Annotated in this window: 14 protein-coding genes, 1 tRNA gene and 1 pseudogene; 7 read left to right on the top strand and 9 right to left on the bottom strand. The window is 71.8% G+C overall.

The genetic code is table 11. The annotated features are described in order from the left end of the window. Nucleotides 1-64 precede the first annotated feature (64 nt). Entirely contained in the window at nucleotides 65-1,225 is a 1,161-nt protein-coding gene (locus BKA21_RS06640) for a Fic family protein (RefSeq protein WP_140457522.1), read from the bottom strand. Nucleotides 1,226-1,326: 101 nt separating this feature from the next. After that, a complete protein-coding gene (locus tag BKA21_RS06635; RefSeq protein ID WP_140457521.1) occupies nucleotides 1,327-3,126 on the bottom strand; it encodes a glycoside hydrolase family 6 protein in 1,800 nt (599 codons plus the stop codon). Between the two features lie 111 nt (nucleotides 3,127-3,237). Here BKA21_RS06635 and BKA21_RS06630 point away from each other — a divergent pair, with 111 nt between their 5' ends. Continuing rightward, nucleotides 3,238-3,585 (top strand): hypothetical protein, encoded by a 348-nt coding sequence (locus BKA21_RS06630; RefSeq protein WP_140457520.1) that lies wholly within the window; start codon nucleotides 3,238-3,240, stop codon nucleotides 3,583-3,585. A 126-nt stretch (nucleotides 3,586-3,711) separates the two neighbouring features. Here the strand turns inward: BKA21_RS06630 and BKA21_RS06625 are convergent. From BKA21_RS06625 to BKA21_RS06615, 3 genes and pseudogenes are all read right to left on the bottom strand, one after another. Further along, nucleotides 3,712-4,662: pseudogene (locus BKA21_RS06625) on the bottom strand (RNA polymerase sigma factor); the annotation flags it as partial. Between the two features lie 338 nt (nucleotides 4,663-5,000). Continuing rightward, nucleotides 5,001-6,953: an ATP-dependent helicase gene (locus BKA21_RS06620; protein ID WP_140457519.1), complete on the bottom strand. Its 1,953-nt coding sequence runs from the start codon at nucleotides 6,951-6,953 to the stop codon at nucleotides 5,001-5,003. A 48-nt stretch (nucleotides 6,954-7,001) separates the two neighbouring features. Beyond that, on the bottom strand, nucleotides 7,002-7,781 hold the full coding sequence (locus BKA21_RS06615) for an MBL fold metallo-hydrolase (protein ID WP_239072720.1): 780 nt from the start codon (nucleotides 7,779-7,781) through the stop codon (nucleotides 7,002-7,004). Nucleotides 7,782-7,814: 33 nt separating this feature from the next. Between BKA21_RS06615 and BKA21_RS06610 the strand changes: the two genes are divergently transcribed. Then, entirely contained in the window at nucleotides 7,815-8,345 is a 531-nt protein-coding gene (locus tag BKA21_RS06610) for a TetR/AcrR family transcriptional regulator (protein WP_140457517.1), read from the top strand. Between the two features lie 37 nt (nucleotides 8,346-8,382). On the opposite strand, the gene BKA21_RS06605 is transcribed toward BKA21_RS06610, so the two are convergent. Together BKA21_RS06605 and BKA21_RS06600 are read right to left on the bottom strand one after the other, a co-directional pair. Beyond that, the gene (locus BKA21_RS06605; RefSeq protein ID WP_140457516.1) at nucleotides 8,383-8,607 is read right to left on the bottom strand and encodes a DUF7455 domain-containing protein; all 225 of its coding nucleotides are present in this window, start codon (nucleotides 8,605-8,607) and stop codon (nucleotides 8,383-8,385) included. 212 nt (nucleotides 8,608-8,819) lie between these two features. Continuing rightward, nucleotides 8,820-10,358, bottom strand: coding sequence for a non-reducing end alpha-L-arabinofuranosidase family hydrolase (locus BKA21_RS06600; RefSeq protein ID WP_140457515.1), 1,539 nt, complete (start codon nucleotides 10,356-10,358; stop codon nucleotides 8,820-8,822). A gap of 378 nt (nucleotides 10,359-10,736) precedes the next feature. Here BKA21_RS06600 and BKA21_RS06595 point away from each other — a divergent pair, with 378 nt between their 5' ends. Next, nucleotides 10,737-11,417 (top strand): SDR family NAD(P)-dependent oxidoreductase, encoded by a 681-nt coding sequence (locus tag BKA21_RS06595; protein WP_140457514.1) that lies wholly within the window; start codon nucleotides 10,737-10,739, stop codon nucleotides 11,415-11,417. Here BKA21_RS06595 and BKA21_RS06590 read toward each other — a convergent pair. Continuing rightward, nucleotides 11,407-11,847, bottom strand: coding sequence for a winged helix-turn-helix transcriptional regulator (locus BKA21_RS06590; protein WP_140457513.1), 441 nt, complete (start codon nucleotides 11,845-11,847; stop codon nucleotides 11,407-11,409). The two genes, BKA21_RS06595 and BKA21_RS06590, sit on opposite strands and share 11 nt — an antisense overlap. A gap of 74 nt (nucleotides 11,848-11,921) precedes the next feature. Continuing rightward, nucleotides 11,922-11,994: transfer RNA gene (locus tag BKA21_RS06585), tRNA-Lys, on the bottom strand. Nucleotides 11,995-12,214: 220 nt separating this feature from the next. Between BKA21_RS06585 and BKA21_RS06580 the strand changes: the two genes are divergently transcribed. The 4 genes from BKA21_RS06580 to BKA21_RS06565 are packed head-to-tail and all read left to right on the top strand — an operon-like array spanning nucleotide 12,215 to nucleotide 17,916. Beyond that, nucleotides 12,215-13,738 (top strand): PIN domain-containing protein, encoded by a 1,524-nt coding sequence (locus tag BKA21_RS06580; RefSeq protein ID WP_140457512.1) that lies wholly within the window; start codon nucleotides 12,215-12,217, stop codon nucleotides 13,736-13,738. After that, nucleotides 13,738-14,193, top strand: coding sequence for an ASCH domain-containing protein (locus BKA21_RS06575; RefSeq protein ID WP_203793390.1), 456 nt, complete (start codon nucleotides 13,738-13,740; stop codon nucleotides 14,191-14,193). Before BKA21_RS06580 ends, BKA21_RS06575 begins: the two co-directional genes overlap by 1 nt. Next, a complete protein-coding gene (locus BKA21_RS06570) occupies nucleotides 14,150-16,285 on the top strand; it encodes an ATP-dependent nuclease (protein ID WP_308463955.1) in 2,136 nt (711 codons plus the stop codon). The genes BKA21_RS06575 and BKA21_RS06570 overlap by 44 nt, the downstream gene beginning before the upstream one ends. Beyond that, on the top strand, nucleotides 16,282-17,916 hold the full coding sequence (locus tag BKA21_RS06565; protein WP_140457509.1) for a UvrD-helicase domain-containing protein: 1,635 nt from the start codon (nucleotides 16,282-16,284) through the stop codon (nucleotides 17,914-17,916). Before BKA21_RS06570 ends, BKA21_RS06565 begins: the two co-directional genes overlap by 4 nt. Nucleotides 17,917-18,066 lie beyond the last annotated feature (150 nt).

Raw genomic sequence — 18,066 nt, 5'->3', positions numbered from 1 at the left:
GTCAACGCTCGGCACCCGTCGCGCGTTTCCGCGTCCGTGTGCCGGACGGGTGAAGTTCTCGTGCTCAGCCGTGCGACCGCGCCGCACGGCGCGCCAGCTCTGCTCGCAGCTCGGGGTACGGGTCCCGTGGCGCGGTGCCCGGGCCGACACGTCCCCGTACGTCGTCGAGCCGTGGCCCCGCGACGTAGTGCCGTCCCCGGGTCGCGCCGACCGGCCGGAGCAGCCCGCCCTCCACGAGTGCCTTGAAGTCCCGGCTGGCGGTCCTCTCGTCCACGGCCACCTGGTCCACGTAGGTCGGGCGGCGCAGCCGGAAGCCGATGAGGGCCGTGTAGAGCGCGTCGATGGTGCGGTCGGGCAGCCCGAGGCTCGAGACGACGTCGTCGAGGATCTCGTAGCTGCGCTGCGCGCGGCGCAGCCGGTCGCGCACCGCCTGCGCCTGCAGGTGGTGCGCGCGCAGGTTGAAGCTCACCCACAGCGAGGCGTCGCCGGTGGGGTCCCACCGGCCGTGCCCCGTCGCCGCCAGCACCGCGTAGTAGTCGTCCGTGTGGGCGCCCAGCCACTCCTCGATGCTGGCGAGCTCGGGCTCGGCGACCCCGCGGCGGGCGAGGACGAGCGTCTGCAGGGCGCGCGCCATCCTGCCGTTGCCGTCCCGGAAGGGGTGGATCATGACGAGGTTCAGGTGCGCCATCGCCGCGTGGACCAGGGGGTCGGCGTCGTCGGGCCGGTTCATGTCGTCGACGAGCTCGGCCATGAGCGCGGGGACGACCTCGGCATCCGGACCGGTGTAGACGACGCGGTCGGTGCGCTCGTCCTGCACGAAGATCTCGCCCTGCCGGTACTGCCCGGGGCTCTTGGCGAGGTCGTGGGCGAGCATCATGTAGTGCATCGACCGCAAGGCGGAGACGTCGAGCGCGAAGTGGTCGTCGTCAGCCATCGCCAGCACGTACCCCAGTGCCTGGCGGTATCCGCGGATCTCGGCGTAGGTCCGCTGGTCGGCGCTCAGCGGCTCTTCGTCGTCGAGCGAGGCGTCCGCGTCGTCGAGCTCGACGTGGTAGCCCTCGATGCTGTTCGACCCCTGGATGGCGCGCGCCAGGGCGGTGCGGCGCAACCGACCGGTCCATCGGCGGGGGACACGCAGGTGGACCGCCAGCTCGGCGCGCATGTCGGCGAGCTCGTCGAGGACGCGGAGGTCCTCCAGCGAGAGATCGGGGTAGGCGTAGATCATGTCCGTCGCTCGATGTCTCGATCATCCTGACAAGCGGGCGGCTGCCCACCATGTGTCACAAGAATAGAGACATTCGGCAACCGGTGCGCAGCTGGCTGCGGTCACCAGGCCGCGCGGGCCGCCAGGCCGAGGAGGTACGGCTCCCAGAACGTCCCGGCCGCGGGGCCGCCGCCGCACGTGCCGTCGGACCGTCCCGGTGTCTTGACCCACAGGTCGGCGACGTGCGGACCCGTGCCCGTCGCCGAGGGCCGCGCACCCAGCGCCCGCCCCTCGGGGTTGCACCAGACCGTGCCGTCGGGCCCGACCTGCGGCCCGAGACCGTTGCGCGAGGTGTCCACCACGAAGGCCGGGCCGCCCAGCAGCGCCGACAGGTACGTGCCGTACGCGACCTCGTGCGCGGTCGGCTGGAAGTTCGACGTGTTCAGCGCGAAGCCCGCCGCCCGGTCGACGCCCGCGGCCCGCAGGCGCAGCGCCATGTCCTCCAGCTGGTCCGCGCTCCAGCCGAAGCTGTTGCTGGTCGCGGCGTCGAGGTACACCTCGGCGCCCGCCGCCGCGTACGCGTCGACCGAGTACCGCAGCAGGGCGAGACGCTCGGCGCGGTCGCCGCACCGCTCCAGCTGCAGCAGCGCGTCCGGCTCGACGACGACCACCGCCGCGGAGCCGCGCAGGCCGGCCGCGACCTCGTCGACCCACGCCCGGTACTCCGCGGCCGTCGCGAACCCGCCCGCGGAGTAGCTGCCGCAGTCGCGGTAGGGGATCGCGTAGGGCACGAGGACGGGCGTGCGTCCCGCGGCCGTCGCGGCGGCGGTGTACGCGCGCACGCTCGTCGTGCCGTCGGCGGTCCCGAGCCAGCGGGCGGCACCGCCCGACGCGGCCTTCTCCAGCAGCGCCGCGTCGGCGGTGCGGCCCTGCGACCGCGCAGCGCGCGCGGCCCGGGCGGCGTCCGACGACGGGTCGGCGTACTGCGGCGCGTCCTGCAGGACCGTGCGGTAGACCCGCTCGGTGCCGGTCGAGCCGTCGAGCGTCGCCCCGGCGCCCGGGCCGCCCACCACGGGCAGCGGCTCGGGCAGCGGCATCGTCACCACGGCCGGCACCCGGACGGTGGGCGCCGCCGGCGACGACCAGACGCTCGCGCCGGCCGTCGAGATCACGTAGACGCGTCCGTGGTCCTTCACGACGAGCCGCGCGCCGGCCGAGCGCGTGCCCGACGACCACAGCACCGTGGTGCCCGTGACGACCTCCAGGGCGCCCCCGGCGGTCACCCGGGCGTACGCGCCCGCCCGCGAGGTGCCGGTCCGCCACAGCACGGTGGCGTCCCGCGTGAGCACCAGGTCCCCGTCGGCGCGCATCGTCAGCCGCACGTCGCCCTGCGCCACGTGCTCGCCGGCGAGCAGCAGGCCGCCCGACGGCATGCGGTCGGCGGCCGCGCCCCGGCGCAGCGCCGGTCCGTCGGTGGTGCTCTTCCACACCGTCGCCCCCGCCTTGCTGATCGTGTACACGCGCCCGTCCGGCTTGATGATCGACCGCGCGCCCGCGGAGCGCACCCCGGTGCTCCACAGCAGCGCACCCGCCTTCGACCGCACCTCCAGCGCCCCGGACGCCTGCTGCACCAGCCGCGCGCCCGGGCTGCCGGTCGTGCCCGTGTGCCACAGCACCGGCCCGCTGCCGCGCCGCACGGTCACGTCGCCGTCCGCCCCGACCGTCAGCCGGTACGTGCCCGACGTCGACGTCAGCGTCCGGCCCGCGGCCAGCGTCGTGCCGGCGGCCAGCCGGTCCGTCGGCGTCCCCGCGAAGGCGGGTGCGGGCGCGAGCGCCACGAGCACGAGCAGCGCGGCGGTCGCGAGCGCGATGAAGGACGTCAGCGTCCGGGCGGCACGGGGGAGCGGGGCGTGGCGTGGCATCGTCAGGTCCTCGTCGCAGGGATCGCGTCGTCCGTCCGATCGGCCGGGTGACGGAGCCGGGGCACGGGCGAACGGGTGAAAGCGCATCCCGCGGCCCGCTACGGTCAGGCCGTGCCGCGCAGCGTCCGTCCCGTCCCCCTCGCCCGCAGGATCGTCGCCCTCGGGCTCGCGGGCATGACGCTGTCAGCATGCGCCACCCCGGACGCCGACGTCGAGGCGGTCCCGCCCACGGCAGCTGCCGTCGAGGCGTGCCTCACGGCCGCCGCCGTGCACCTCGACCTCCCGCTGGACGAGTCCGACGCCGTCGACATCGGCGTCGAGCGCGACGACCAGGGCTGGTGGGCGGTACGGGCCACGGTCGAGCTCGCCACCGGCGCCCGGCTCCTGACCTGCACCGCCGTCCCGGAGGACTCGCCGGCAGGTGCCCGCGCCGCGTCGTTCTCCGTCGAGGACGCCTGAGGGGCGGCGGAGCGGTCGGACAGGTCCGCCGCTGATCGGCGCGCACAAGCGAGAACAACGCGTCCCTTGTTCTCGCTCGTCGCGACAAGCGAGAACAAGGACCTCCGGCTCAGCGGGCAGGGCCTGTCAGTCGAGGTAGTCGCGCAGGACCTGGGAGCGGGACGGGTGCCGCAGCTTCGACATCGTCTTGGCCTCGATCTGGCGGATGCGCTCGCGCGTGACGCCGTAGACCTTGCCGATCTCGTCGAGGGTGCGCGGCTGGCCGTCGTCGAGGCCGAACCGCATGGACACCACACCGGCCTCCCGCTCGGAGAGCGAGCCCAGCACCTGGTGCAGCTGCTCCTGCAGGAGCGTGAAGCTCGCGGCCTCGCTGGGGGCCACGGCCTCGGAGTCCTCGAGCAGGTCGCCGAACTCGCTGCTGCCGTCGTCGCCGAGGGGGGTGTGCAGGGAGATCGGGTCGCGCCCGTACCGCTGCACCTCCACGACGCGCTCGGGCGTCAGGTCGAGCTCCTTGGCCAGCTCCTCCGGGGTGGCCTCGCGGCCCGACTCCTGGAAGATCTGCCGCTGCAGGCGCGCGACCTTGTTGATCACCTCGACCATGTGCACCGGGATGCGGATCGTGCGCGCCTGGTCGGCCATGCCGCGGGTCACGGCCTGGCGGATCCACCACGTCGCGTACGTCGAGAACTTGAAGCCCTTGGTGTAGTCGAACTTCTCGACCGCGCGGATCAGGCCCGCGTTGCCCTCCTGGATGAGGTCCATGAAGAGCATGCCGCGGCCCGTGTACTTCTTGGCGATCGACACCACCAGGCGCAGGTTCGCCTCGATGAGGTGCGCCTTCGCGCGGCGCCCGTCGGCGGCGATGAGGTCCAGCTCGCGGCGCGTCGTGCCCGGGTGCTCCTCGTCGTGCGCGATGAGGTACGCGGCGAACTCACCGGCCTCGATGCGCCGGGCGATGTCGACCTCCTGCTCGGCGTTGAGCAGGGCGACCCGGCCGATGATCCGCAGGTAGTCCTTGACGGGGTCTGCGGTGGCGCCGGCGTTGACGACGATCGCGGCGGGCGCGTCGTCCTCGTCCGGGGCCAGGACGAACGACGCGTCGGGGGCGTCCAGCTCGAGGGGTTCGACGGGTGCGGCGAGAGTGGCGGGCACGGGCTCTCCGTTCGGTGCGGCGGGCAGGGCGCGAGACGGTGCCCGAGAAGGGCGACCGGGGCCCGGTGCGCGGGCCGGGCGGGTGCCCCCAGGGGCGTGGCACCGCAGCAGGCGGGGACGTCGGCGCGGCGGCCGGGGGAGGAGTGCTGCGGGCGTGCACGGGCGGGCGCGGTGCTCGCGGGTGCGTCGGGATCCTGACCATTGTCGCACGCGACGTCATCACCCGCCGGTGGTCGGCCCCGGGACGGCCCGGGGCGACGCCCTCAGAGGGCGACGAGCCGGCCGTCCGGCGTGAGCGTCCGCCGACCGTCCGCCCCGAAGTCCACCGTCACCCGCGCCCCGCGGACGTCGACGACGCGGCCCAGCCCGTGACGGTCGTGCGTGACCCGCTGCCCGGCGGTGAACGGCGCACCTGCCGCCGCGGCCGGGCCCCTCGCCACGCGGTCCGGGGCGACGGGCCGCGCGGACGCCGACGCACCGACCGGGCGGGTCGGTGCCGGCGCGAGCGCGTCGAGGAACGGCGACCGCCGGGCGGGCCGGCCGCCGCGCCGGCCCGCGGCCCAGGTCGCGACGAGGTGCCGCCGCGCCCGCGTCGTCGCGACGTATGCCAGGCGACGCTCCTCGGCGAGCTCGGCGGGCGTCGTCGCGTACACCGACGGCAGGGAGCCGTCGGTCGCGCGGGCGACGACGCACGCCTCCCACTCCAGGCCCTTGGCGCGGTGGATGGTCGTGACCGTGACGGCCCCGCGTCCCGGCGGTGCGTGGTCCTCGGCGGCGCGGCGGTCCAGGTCGGCCGACAGGGCGCGCAGCGTCCGGGTCAGGTGCTCCGGCAGCCCCGCCACCAGCGCGCCCAGGGCGTGCAGGGCGTCCCAGCGCTCGCGGGCGGCGCCGGTGCCGTCCGGCGGGTCGTCCGGGTCGTAGCCGGCCCGGGCCAGCGCGGCGTGCAGGGCCGGGGCCGGATCGTCGTCGGGCGCCTCCGACGCCCGCCGGCGCAGCGCGGTCAGCACCTGCGCGATCTCGCGCCGCTCGAAGTACCGCGTGCCGTCGCCGGCGGTCACGGGGACGCCGGCGTCGCGCAGCGCCGCGGTGATCGGGACGGCCTGGGCGTTGAAGCGGTGCAGGACCGCGATCTCGTGCGCGGGCACCCCGGCGCGCAGCCAGCGCTGCACGGTCGCGACGATCTGCGCGTCCTCGTCGTCGCACCGCAGGACCACGGGGGCGGGCCCGTCGCCGCGCATGCCGACCAGCGGTGGCCCGGCGGCCTCGGGGCGGCCGGCCATCAACCGGTTCGCGGCGTCGACGACCTGCGTGGTCGAGCGGTGGTCCTGCACCAGGTCGACGGTCACGGCGTGCGGGAACCGCACCGTGAAGTCCCGCAGCAGCGCGGTGTCCGCGCCCTTGAACGCGTAGACGGCCTGCCGGGCGTCGCCGACCACGACCAGCTCGTCCCGCCCGCCGAGCCACGCGTCGAGCAGCCGCTGCTGCGCCGGGTCGGTGTCCTGGTACTCGTCGACGGCGAACGCGGTGTACTGCCGGCGCACGGCGGCCGCCACGTCGGCGTCCTGCTCGAGCAGCCGCGCGCAGAACGCGAGGAGGTCCGCGAAGTCGAGCACGCCGGCGTCGCGCTTCGCCGCCGCGTACCGGCGCATCGCCCCGGCGACGGTCGGGACCGCCATGCCGGGCCGCCGCCCGGCGCCGGCCGCCTGCGCCTCGTACTCCTCGGGCGTCAGGTCGCGCGCGGCGGCCCACGCCAGCTCGGTCGCCAGGTCGGTGACCAGGGCGGCGTCGACGTCACGGCCCGGGGTCCGCAGCACCGCACCCAGGGCGGCGCGCAGGTAGCGGTAGAACGTCGCTCCTCCGTCGGCGTCCAGCAGCACCGGACCGTCCCCGGGCAGGCCCGTCGCGCGCCAGAAGTAGCGCAGCTGCCGCAGCGCGGCCGCGTGGAACGTGCGGGCCTGGACGGCGCCGACCCCCAACCTGCCCAGCCGGTCCCGCAGCTCGCCCGCGGCCTTCGTCGAGTGCGTCAGCGCGAGCACCGCGTCGGCCGGCACCGCCCCGGTCAGGTGCTGGTACGCGATGCGGTGCGTGAGGGTGCGGGTCTTGCCGGTCCCGGCGCCGGCCATGATCCGCACGGGCCCCGGGGGCGCGAGGACGGCAGCGGTCTGGTGCTCGTCCAGCCCCGGGAGCACGCGCTCCGCCGCCCCGTCGTGCACCACGTCCCCTCCGCCCGGTCGTCCGTCGAGGACACATGGTGCCTCGTGGCGTCAGCCCCCGTGACCGGCGGCGGCGCGGCGCACCTCCTCCTGCACGGCGGCCAGGTCCCCGCGCCACGGTGCGCCGTGCCCGGGCAGGACCCACGTCGCCCCGAGCCCGGCGAGCCGTGCGAGCGAGTCGAGCGCCTGCGCCGGGTCGTCGGTGAACGGGGCCGGCCGGAGCCCGGTGCGTCCGGTCAGCACGTCGCGCGTGGTGAGCGCGTCGCCGACCATCACGGCGTCCGCGACGGGCACGTGCACGGCGATGCTCCCGGGGGAGTGCCCCGGCATCCCGACGACGCGCGGGGCCCCGGGCAGCGGCAGGACGTCACCGTCGCCCACCTCGACGACCTCGGTGAGGTACGTGGTGCGCAGGCCGCCCTTGCGCAGGGCGTGGGCGAGGAAGCCGAGGACCGCGGCGGGCCGCCACCGCCCGACGGTGGGTCGCGGCTTGTCGCCGCCCCGTGCGCGGTCGGCGTCGGCGGCGTGCACGTAGACGGGCACGCCCTGCTCGCGGCGCAGGCGCTCGGCGAAGCCGAGGTGGTCGGTGTCCCCGTGGGTCAGGACCACGCCGCGCACGTCGGCGAGGGTGCGGCCCATGGCGGCGAGCTCGCGGAGCAGGTCGGTCCAGTGGCCCGCCAGGCCGGCGTCGACGACCGTGACACCGTCGGGGGTGTCGACCAGGTAGGCGGCGACGACGTCGTTGCCGATGCGGTGCAGGTGCGGGCCGATCTTCATGGGCGTGCCTCTCCGGACGGACGCGTGGTAGTAATGGCTACGGTACGTAGCCATCATGGCTAACGTCAATAGCCTTCAGGAGCGTCGATGCCCACGCCGGAGCGCACGTCCCTCGCCCAGATCGTGGCCGCCGGCCGCGACGTGCTTGAAGCCCAGGGGGAGGCGCGCCTCACCATGCAGGCGGTCGCCGAGGCGGTGGGGGTCCGGGCGCCGTCGCTGTACAAGCGGGTGCGCGACCGTGACGCCCTGCTGGCCCTCGTGGCGGGAGCGACGGTCGACGACCTCGCCGACCGGCTCACGGCCTCGGACGGCACCGTGGCCGGGGTCGCGCGCGCCTACCGCGCGTTCGCGCACGAGCGGCCGCAGGGGTTCCGGCTGCTCCTGTCCGGAGGTCCCGACCCCGAGCACCTCGCCCGCGTCAGTGCGCCGGTGCTGCGCATCGCGGCCGACCTCGTGGGGGAGGCCGACGCCCTCGAGGCGGCCCGCCTCGTCACGGCGTGGGCGACCGGGTTCCTCACCATGGAGCTCTCCGGCGCGTTCCGGCTCGGGGGTGACCTGGACGAGGCCTTCGAGTACGGGCTCGCCCGCCTCTCCGTGGCGCTGCGAGCGACCGGCTGAGGCCCCTGCGCAGGGGCCCCAGCCGGTCGCCGGTGCGTCAGGCGCGCTCGTCGATGCGGTGCCGCTCGTCGAGGATCGTCGCGCCCGCGGCCACCAGCTTGAGCTCGTGGGCGCGGAAGTGGTGCCCGCAGAAGTGCAGCGCCGTCCCGTCGCTGCCGCCGAGCGTGGCGCGGACGAAGGCCTGGGCGCCGCAGCGGTCGCAGCGGTCCTCGCGGGTGAGGACGGCGGGGGCGGTGGGGGCGTCGGCGGTCGTGGTGCTCATGGGCGGACTCCTCGTCTCGCTGCTCGGCGAGCGACGCTCGTCCGGATGACGGCACCGCGCGTTCTGCCATCTGAACCATCGGCCACCGCCGGCACATTCCGAGCATCTGTTCGCCCACTGCTGAACCGATCGCCCGGAACCGGCTCCCCGCGCAGCACGACGCCCCCCACGCGCCGCCGGACGGGACGGTGCGTGAGGGGCGTGCGGTGCGGCTAGCGCTGCAGCGTCAGCAGGCCCGGCCGGTACGGCAGGCGGCCGTAGTCGCCGCCCGAGCTCGGGTCACGGCCCTGGTAGAGCAGCTGCAGGTTGCAGGGGTCGACCGTCATGGTCTGGTCCGCGCTCACCCGCAGCAGCTCGCCGTGGCTGATGTCGTTGGTCCACGTGGCGCCGCTGTTGGCCTTGCCGGCGAACGGGTTGCTCTCCGTCGCCGCCTGCGGGGTCCACGTGCCGCCCAGGCTCGTGGCGGTGAAGGACCGGAAGTACCGACCCTGCGAGCCGATCGCCTCGACGATCATCAGGTACCGCTGCTGGCCCTGGATCTTGTAGACCTGCACGGCCTCGAACAGGTTGTTCGTGGTGTCGGTCATGATCGTCTGGTACGCCGACCCGAAGCTGCCCGGGAAGTTCCCGATCGGCATGCTGGCCCGGTAGATGCGGCCGTTGTCGCCGGCGAAGAACAGGTACATGTTCTGGTCGTCACCGATGAGCGCCTGGTCGATCGGCCCGGTGCCCGAGTTGGTGATCGTGCCGGTGAACAGGGTCTGGTGCGCCGACCAGCCGTTCACGTTGTCGGGGTTCGTCGACGTCCGGTACGAGAACGACGGGCCGCCCCACTGGTACGCCATCACCCAGATGTTCTTCGGGGCGAAGTAGAACAGCGACGGCGCGACCGCGGTGAACGGCATCGAGTTCTGGCTCGCCGAGCCCATCTGCGAGTAGTTCGAGAACAGCCCGAACTTCATCGAGCCCCACGAGGACCCGTTGTCGTGCGTCGTGGCGTACACGAGCTGCTGCCCGTTGTACGGCGCGACCGTGAAGTCCTTGAGGGACGCCCAGCCGGACCGCGGCTGCGCGAGCGGGCCCGACGAGGTCCACCGGTACGACGACGGCAGCGTGCAGGTGCCGCCCGGCGGCGGGGTCGTGGTCGTCGGCGACGGCGTCGGCGTGGTGCCGCCGCCGCCGACCCGCACGAGCTGCCACTGCTGGTTGGCGCCGCCCCAGCTGGTGTACTGCACGATGTTCGCGCCGTCCGCGGTGGACGCGCCCTGCACCTCGACGGCCTTGTTCGACTGCCGGTTGATCAGCGTGACCGTGCCGTTGGCCGAGTCCTGCAGCCGGAACTGCTGGTTGGCCTGGTTGCGGTCCGTGTACTGCAGGATCGACGCGCCGTCCGCGGTCGACCAGTTGTAGACGTCGAGCACCTTGCCCGAGTGCCGGGACTTGATCCGGTAGTACCCGTCGCCGGAGTCCACGAACTGCCACTGCTGCTGGGCCTGGTCGTTGCGCGTCCACTGCGTGATGCGCCCGCCGTCGGCGGTCGAGAGGTTGTACACGTCGAGGGCCTTGCCGCTGCCGCGGTTGACCAGCACGTACGACGCGTTGGTGTCGACCGTCGCCGCCGACGCCGCCGGTGCGGCGACGACCGCCAGCGCTCCGGCCGACAGGGCGGTTGCCGTGGCGACGAGGGCCGCGGTCAGTCTCCGCCGGCCCCCCACCCGGGCGGAGCCCCCGGGGGCACGTGCTGGTCTCATGGTGCTCTCCTTCGAGTCATCAGAGCGGACGCAGGCGGCGCTGCCCGGGCGCGGGTGATCGGCACCGTTGCGGAACCACCCGCCCCGCAGCGTGCTGCGGTTGTGAACCTTCACACTGCCAGGCCGCAGAGTCGGGGTGAAGACCGCTGAAACGATTTGGGAGAACGTTCTCCGCCAGCCGTGGCGCGGCAGCCCCGCGCGAGCCCACACGGACGAGGCGGGCATCGGCGCCCGCGCGTGGGGCTGCGGCCCTGCCCCGGTGAGGCACCCCCAGGTGCCTTTTGTACGCCGCGCGCGACGTACTCAGGATGCTGCTACGCACTCATCGTGATGTGAGCGCACGGCGGTCAAGAATCCACCACCGACCAGAGGAGCGCCATGCCCACCATCGCCATCGTCGGGGCCGGCCCCGGTCTCGGACTCGCCATCGCCCGCCGGTTCGGCGCCGAAGGCTTCAGCGTCGCGCTCGTCGCGCGCAACGCGGCCAAGCTCGACGCCCTCGTCGCCGATCTCGCGGCCGACGGCATCACCGCCGCCGGCTTCCCGGCCGACGTGCTCGACCGCCCCGCCCTGCGCCGCGCGCTCACCGCCGCCAAGGAGCGCTTCGGCGGCATCGACGTGCTGGAGTACTCGCCCGCCGACGCCTCGGCCGGACCGCTGGCCCCCGTGGACGTCCGCGACGCCACCCCGGAGAACGTGCAGCCTCAGGTCGAGTACTACCTGTACGGGGCGATGGCCGCCACGGAGGTGGTGCTGCCCGAGCTGCAGGCAGCCGGTGCCGGCACGCTGATCTTCACGACCGGTGCCGGATCGCTCTACCCCGTCGCGCAGTACGGGAACGTCACCGCCGGCGCGGCCGCGTTGCGCAACTGGGCGCTCAACCTCGGCGCCGCCCTCGACGGGACCGGCATCCACGTCGCCCACGTCGCGATCGCGCTGATGATCGGCGAGGAGGCGGTCGTGCCAGGGCTCGACTTCCTCCCGCCCCGGGAGATCGCGCCCCTGTACTGGGACCTGCACCGCACCCGTGGCACGCACGAGCTGGTCGTCAGGAAGTAGCCGGTCCCGTCGGCCGGGCGAGGGCGTGCCGCGTCTTCTCCCGGCCGACGCCGCTGCGCGCGTGGGCCGCGCGGCTCGCCGCGACCTGCTCGTGGTGCGTCGCCGCCCACGCCGCCAGCGCCATCACCGCGTCCGCGAGCGAGCGCCCCAGGTCCGTCAGCTCGTACACCACCCGGGGCGGCACCTCCGCGAACGCGGTGCGCGTGAGCAGCCCGTCACGCTCCAGGGCCTTGAGCGTGACCGTGAGCATCCGCTGCGAGATGCCGGGGACGCTCGCCTGCAGGTCCGAGTACCGCAGTGGCTCGTCGGAGAGCGTGGTGACGACCAGCACCGTCCACTTGTCGCCGATCCGGTCCAGCACCTCGCGGATGAAGGTGCTCTCCTCCGGCCACGCGCGGCACGGCCCGGCCAGCGTCCTCGACGTCACCATCCCGACCACCTCCCGACTGCTCCACCGCACGTGCGCCCCCGGGGGTTCGCCGGTGGCGGCGCCCGGCGCGAGGGTGGGCCCCGTGGGGATCGAACCCACAACCCGCGGATTAAAAGTCCGCTGCTCTGCCAGTTGAGCTAGAGGCCCGGGGCGTTCGGCCATCTAGCCCGTACATCCCTGGGTGAAGACGGGGGAGGAGTCTGACGCGTCCGCGCCTCCCGCCGACCCGGTTGCAGCCTACCGGCGCGGCTGTTCGGCTTGGCGCACGGCGAGGTGACGACTGCCCTCAGGCGGTAAGCCTTGAGTGTCAGCATCCCACTCCGGCGTGTCCGTCGAGATGAACGGCGTACATTGAGATGATCGAGACGTGAGTTCGGCGAGCGAGCATGCGAGCGCTCGCTTCGCGCTGCTCCTCGACACGAACGCCTTCATCGCGCTCGAACCGACATCGCCATCGTTCGAAGCGGCGCTCCCGGAGGCCGCTGAACTCGTGCGATTGGCTCAGGAAGGCGGGCACGCCTTCTTCCTCTCCGCCGCCATCGAGCTCGACTTCGACCGCGATCCACGTCTCGAGCGACGGGCCGCCAACCGGGCCCTGTCGCGCAAGTACCGCACGCTGGAAAAGATCGCCGCTGCACCGGAGTTGCTTTCGACCCTCGGCGAGGCGCCCCCGCCCCCGGGTCGGAACTCGAACGACGACGTTGACCTGGTGCTCCTAGCGACGCTGTGGGTCGGCGCTATTGACTTCCTCGTCAGCGACGACGTCAAATTGCGACGCCGTGGCGTGCGCGCCGGGCTTGGAGATCGAATCTTTACGGTCGTCGAAGCCGCCGCCTTCCTGCGGCGGCTCTCGCCCAAGACAAGCGATCCACCTCCCGCCGTCGAGCCGGTCAAGACCTACAGCCTCAACGCAGCCGATCCCATCTTTGCCTCCCTCCGCAGGGACTACGACGGCTTCGACGACTGGCTTCGGCGGACGTGCTCCGCTCCGGGCAGACCTGCTTGGGTGATTCGTTCCGACGACGGCTCCTACGGCGCGGTAATGATTGTCAAGGACGAGAAAGAGGGCGATGGCGATGTCGGACTCCCGGGCCGCGTGCTCAAGCTCTCCACTTTCAAGGTGGCCGATCAGGCGATGGGCCGTTCCTACGGCGAGTTGCTCCTCAAGACGCTCTTTGGGTACCTGCACACTGGCGAGTACGACACGGTTTACGTCACTGCCTACCCGAAGCATGAGCGCCTCATCGAGCTTCTCGATGCCTTCGGGTTCTCACCACACGGCACCCCGGGGGGCCCGAACGACGAACTCGTCCTCGCGAAACACCGGCGGCCCGTGGACGTTGGAGTCACCGACCCACTCGAAGCGCACCGCCGGCACGGCCCCCCGTTCATCCACCCGAACTCGCGCTTCTTCGTCGTCCCCGTCCTACCGGTGTGGCACGACGCGCTCTTCCCCGACTTCCACATCGGCCTCGACCTGTGGGTCGGGCGTCGCCCCTATGGCAACGCCCTGCGCAAGGCGTACGTCAGCGGGACTCGCTCCCGCCTTGTCGCCGCAGGGGACGCCCTGCTCCTCTACAGGTCCGTCGACCTCCAGGCCGTCACGGTCGTCGGCGTGGTGGAGGATGTCTGCGTCTCGAGTGACCCAGAGGTCATCCGGCGGTTCGTTGGTCGACGCACCGTCTACACTCCCGGTGACCTGGCCCAGATGGCCGCCGAGCATGGCGAGCTGCACGCGATGATCTTCCGGCAGGACCGACTGCTGGACCCGCCAATCTCGCGCCGGACACTTGAGATCATGGGGGCCCTCAACGGACCCCCGCAGAGCATCACCCAGGTACGAAGTGGAGGGCGAGCGTGGCTACACCAGCAGCTGGCCGAGTCGCAGTGATGTCCATCCGGCCACCGTTCGCCGACGCGATCCTTGAGGGCACCAAGCTCGTGGAGTTTCGTAAGCGACGGCTCGCGCCCGACGTCACGACGGTCCTCATCTATGCGACACTTCCAGTCGGCCGCGTCGTCGGCGTCTTCGAGATTGCTGGGTACGACGTCGGCAGTCCCACCGCCGTGTGGGAGCGGCACAAGTCTCATGCTGGCATCGGGCGCGCTGGCTACCGCGACTACTACCGAGGCTCGAACCAGGCTGTCGGTCTCCTGGTCCGTGACGCCCGCCGGCTGTCTCGCTCTATCGCCCTCGCCGACCTGGACCCGACGTTGCCGGTACCGCAGAGCTTCCTCTACCTGGCGCTCGATCCTCGAGCGAGCGAGATGCGCCCGAGAGGCACTGGCTGGGAGGCGCTGAGTGGCGCCCTGGACCCCATCTCGGCCGCCGCGGAGAGCCGCTGAGAGGCCATTGGTCGGGCGGCTGCCCTCGTCCCTCTCCGTCTCGGGGGCGCGGGGCAGCGCGCGACCAGAACGCTGCGCCGGCGAGGCAGCACCTGGCCCGCGACGAGCGCGTCAGGCTACAGTCAAATGGCGCTCGTCCGGGCGTGCGACATGTGCGATCGGTTGGAGCACTGTGCGTCTTGAGCGGGTTCGAATCAGCGGCTTCCGATCGGTAGGGCCGGAACCGGTCTCGATGTCGTTCGAGCCCTTCACGTGTGTCATCGGGCCGAACGGCAGCGGCAAGACGGCCTTCCTGCACGCGCTCGCGAAGATGTTCGGCACCGAGCGCGCCGTCCGCACCGTCCTTCCGTCCGACTTCCACATCCCGCACGACGAGGAGCCGACGCCAGGGCGGGAACGAACTCTGTGGATTGAGGCCGACTTCCGGTTCAACGAACTGGAGGCAGACGAGCCGTCGAAGCATGCCATCGCCGCGTGGTTCAACCACATGCGGCTGCTGGAAGGGGACACCGTCCCCCGGCTCCGTTTCCGGCTCACCGCGACCCTCGAGAGCAACGGCGACGTCCGCCCAAGCCTGGAGCACGTCGTGGAGGTCGGGACCGACGAGGAACCGACCCGATCCATCCCAGTCAATTACCACGACCAGAAGTTCATCCAGGTCCACTACGTGCCTGCACGGCGAGATCCGTCCGACCATGTGTCGTTCGCGTCAACCGCGCTGCTCGGTCGGCTGCTTCGGGCCGTCGATTGGCAGGAAGAACGCGCAAGTCTGAAGGAACTGTCGGAGCAGATCAGCGCCGCGGTCGCCACGAATCCCGCCGTGCAAGCCGTCAGTGAGCAAGTCCTGACTCACTGGGGTTCGCTGCACACGGGCCCGCACCTCGCAACGTCGTCCCTCGCGTTCCTCGGCGGCGAACTCGAAGGCGTCCTGCGGCACGTGACTCTGCAGTTCTCGCCCGGGCCGGACGAGCCCGTGGTCGACTTTTCCCGGCTGAGCGACGGCCAGCAGTCGCTGCTGTACGTCACGCTCGCTCTGGCCGCGCACGCCGTCGGCCGCGCAGCGCTCAATGACGACCAGCCAGTGTTCGACGTCAGTGAGCTGAACCCCGCAGTGTTCACCCTGTTCGCGGTCGAAGAGCCCGAGAACAGCTTGTCTCCACATCTGCTGGGTCGTGTCGTGCGCGCACTGGAGACGGTCTCAGAAGCATCCGACGCCCAGGCCGTGGTCGCGACGCACTCCCCGGCTCTGATGCGTCGGGTGCAACCTGAGCAGGTGCGCTACTTGCGCTTGGACGAACAGCGTGTGTCTCGGGTCAAGCCGGTGCGGATGCCCGACCAGGCGCTTGACGCCCACAAGTTCGTCCGCGAGGCTCTGCACGCATACCCCGAGTTGTACTTCTCGCGGCTGGTCGTGCTAGGTGAAGGTGACAGCGAGGAGGTTGTGCTGCCCCGTTGTCTGACCGCGCACGACCTGACGCTCGACGCCGCGTCAGTCTCTGTCGTGCCCCTCGGAGGCCGGCACGTCAACCACTTCTGGCGACTGCTGAGTGGGCTCGAGATCCCCTACGTGACATTGCTCGACCTTGACCTCGGGCGACACCAGGGAGGGTGGGGGCGCGTGAAGTACGCCGCGACCCAGCTACGCCTGTACAACCCCTCCGTCGACATCACACAGGAGGACATCGACGCCATCGACGCCACGAGCTCGATCCGCGACGACGACGGCACGCGCTGGCGATCGAAGCTCGAGCGTCACGCCATCTTCTACTCCTCGCCGTTGGACCTGGACTTCTCGATGCTGCGTGACCGACCGGACCAGTACGACGACGGCGTGGTCGCCGGGGACGACGAGGTGACCGAGAAGGTGATCGCGGCCGTCCTGGGCAAGAACGGCTCGGCGGACGAGTACACCGACGCGGAGCAGCAGCTGTTCGCGCACTACCACCGCATATTCAAGCTCGGTAGCAAGCCAGCGCACCATCTTGCCGCCCTCGCGGCGATGACCAACGAAGAACTCAGGACGGGCATGCCCCCTGAGCTCGCGCGCCTGTGTGCCCACGTCGTCGAGCGACTCAAGGAGCTCCCGGCGTGATCGCACCCGACCAGTGGACACCAGCTGACGAACTGAACCTCGAGACCGGGGCGTTCGCGGCGGCGACCAGCATCGCGGGCAATCTGCTCGTCACCGCCGGGCCGGGTGCAGGCAAGACAGAACTACTCGCGCAGCGCGCGGACTTCCTGCTGCGCACCGGCGTGTGCCGCTACCCCCGCCGCATCCTGGCGATCTCGTTCAAGGTCGACGCCGCCAAGAACCTCAAGGACAGGGTGAGTCGACGCTGCCCGCCGGCGCTGGCCGCCCGGACGGACAGCTTGACCTTCCACGCCTTCGCCAAGCGCATCATCGACATCTTCAGGCCCGTGCTGACAGGCGACGACAGCCTGCCGGCCGACTACGAAGTCGTCAGCTCTCGACCGATCCCGCACCAGCAGATCGCGTTTCACCAGATGGCGCCCTTGGCCACCAAGATCCTCCACGACAGTCGCGTCGCGCGGACGGCTGTGGGCAGCACGTACGCGTTCGTTTTCCTCGACGAGTTCCAGGACTGCACCCCAGATCAATACGCGCTGATACGCGAGGCTTTCTTCGGCACTGGCGCGCAGCTCATTGCCGTCGGCGACGCTAAACAGCGGATCATGGGCTTCGCCGGTGCGGACGAGCGGATCGTCCATCGCTACGAGGCGGATTTCGAAGCACGGCAACTCACGCTCTTCCAGAACCGGCGGTCCGACCCAGTGCTGCGGCGGATGCAGAACAGGATGGTCAGAGACCTCCAGCCATCCGCAGCGGTTCCCGACGACGACATCATCGGAGATGGCGGCGCGATCGAGGTCTGCCACTACAACGACGAGCTGGCAGAGGCGCGCAACATCGCCGACCACATCGAGTCCTGGCTCGCGCAAGGCGTACCCGGCGAAGAGATCGCGGTCTTCTCCGCCATCCAGCCGCACCTCTACACCGTCGACCTGCAGCGCGAACTGGGCACGCGCCAGATCCCGTTCCGCCTAGAGAACGAGCTCCAAGACCTCGCTTCCGAACCCGTGTGCGCGCTCCTCGCCGATCTGCTTTGCGTTGTGTACGACGAGAACCGGTCCAGTGCGTATGCGCGGCTGATGGACAGCGCGCTGGCATGGGGCGCACCAGAGGCGGACGACAGCAAGCGCTACCTCGACCTGCGTACATTCATCGCGGAGTGTCGTCGCGACGTGGCCGGAGGTGACACCGACGTCGCTAACGTGATCGCCCGGTTCCGGCAGGTTGTCACTGACGATGTGCTGATCGGCCTTGCGCCCGCCTATCAGCAAGGTGACCGAATGGAAGAGCGGATCACTCGATTCGTGGAAGAATTGGACCGGCTGATCGCCGCAGCCGGTGACGTGGCCGGTGCCCTGCGGGGGTTCCTCGGCGAAGGCGCCGTGCGGATCCTTACCGTCCACAAGGCGAAGGGCCTGGAGTTCGACGCGGTTGTCGTCATGGCTGTCGAGCACGAGATGTACTTCGACGCGACCAGCGCGCCGATGACGTTCTTCGTGGCGGTCTCGCGGGCGCGGCACACGCTCGTCCTCACGAGTTGTACTCGACGCGCGGCGCCACCGAGCGCACCAGCGCGTTGGAGTGTGAGCCGCAGGCCGCACCGCCAATTCCTCGGCTACGCGCAGGCCTAGCTCGTCTTGCCGTCCGAGCGGCCATGGCCTCTCGCGAGCGCCTCGCCTGAGATCGGCGACTGCGCCAGGTCGCTGCCGCTCCGACGTTCCCCGCTGGGGCGAACTCGTTCCACTTGGGCTCGGGGCGTCCCGAGTGATCGCGATCGCGAG

The organism is Cellulomonas oligotrophica (assembly GCF_013409875.1).
Taxonomy (GTDB): Bacteria; Actinomycetota; Actinomycetes; order Actinomycetales; family Cellulomonadaceae; genus Cellulomonas; species Cellulomonas oligotrophica.
Note: the sequence above shows the minus strand (reverse complement) of the source record. Positions and strands in the feature narration are given on the sequence as shown.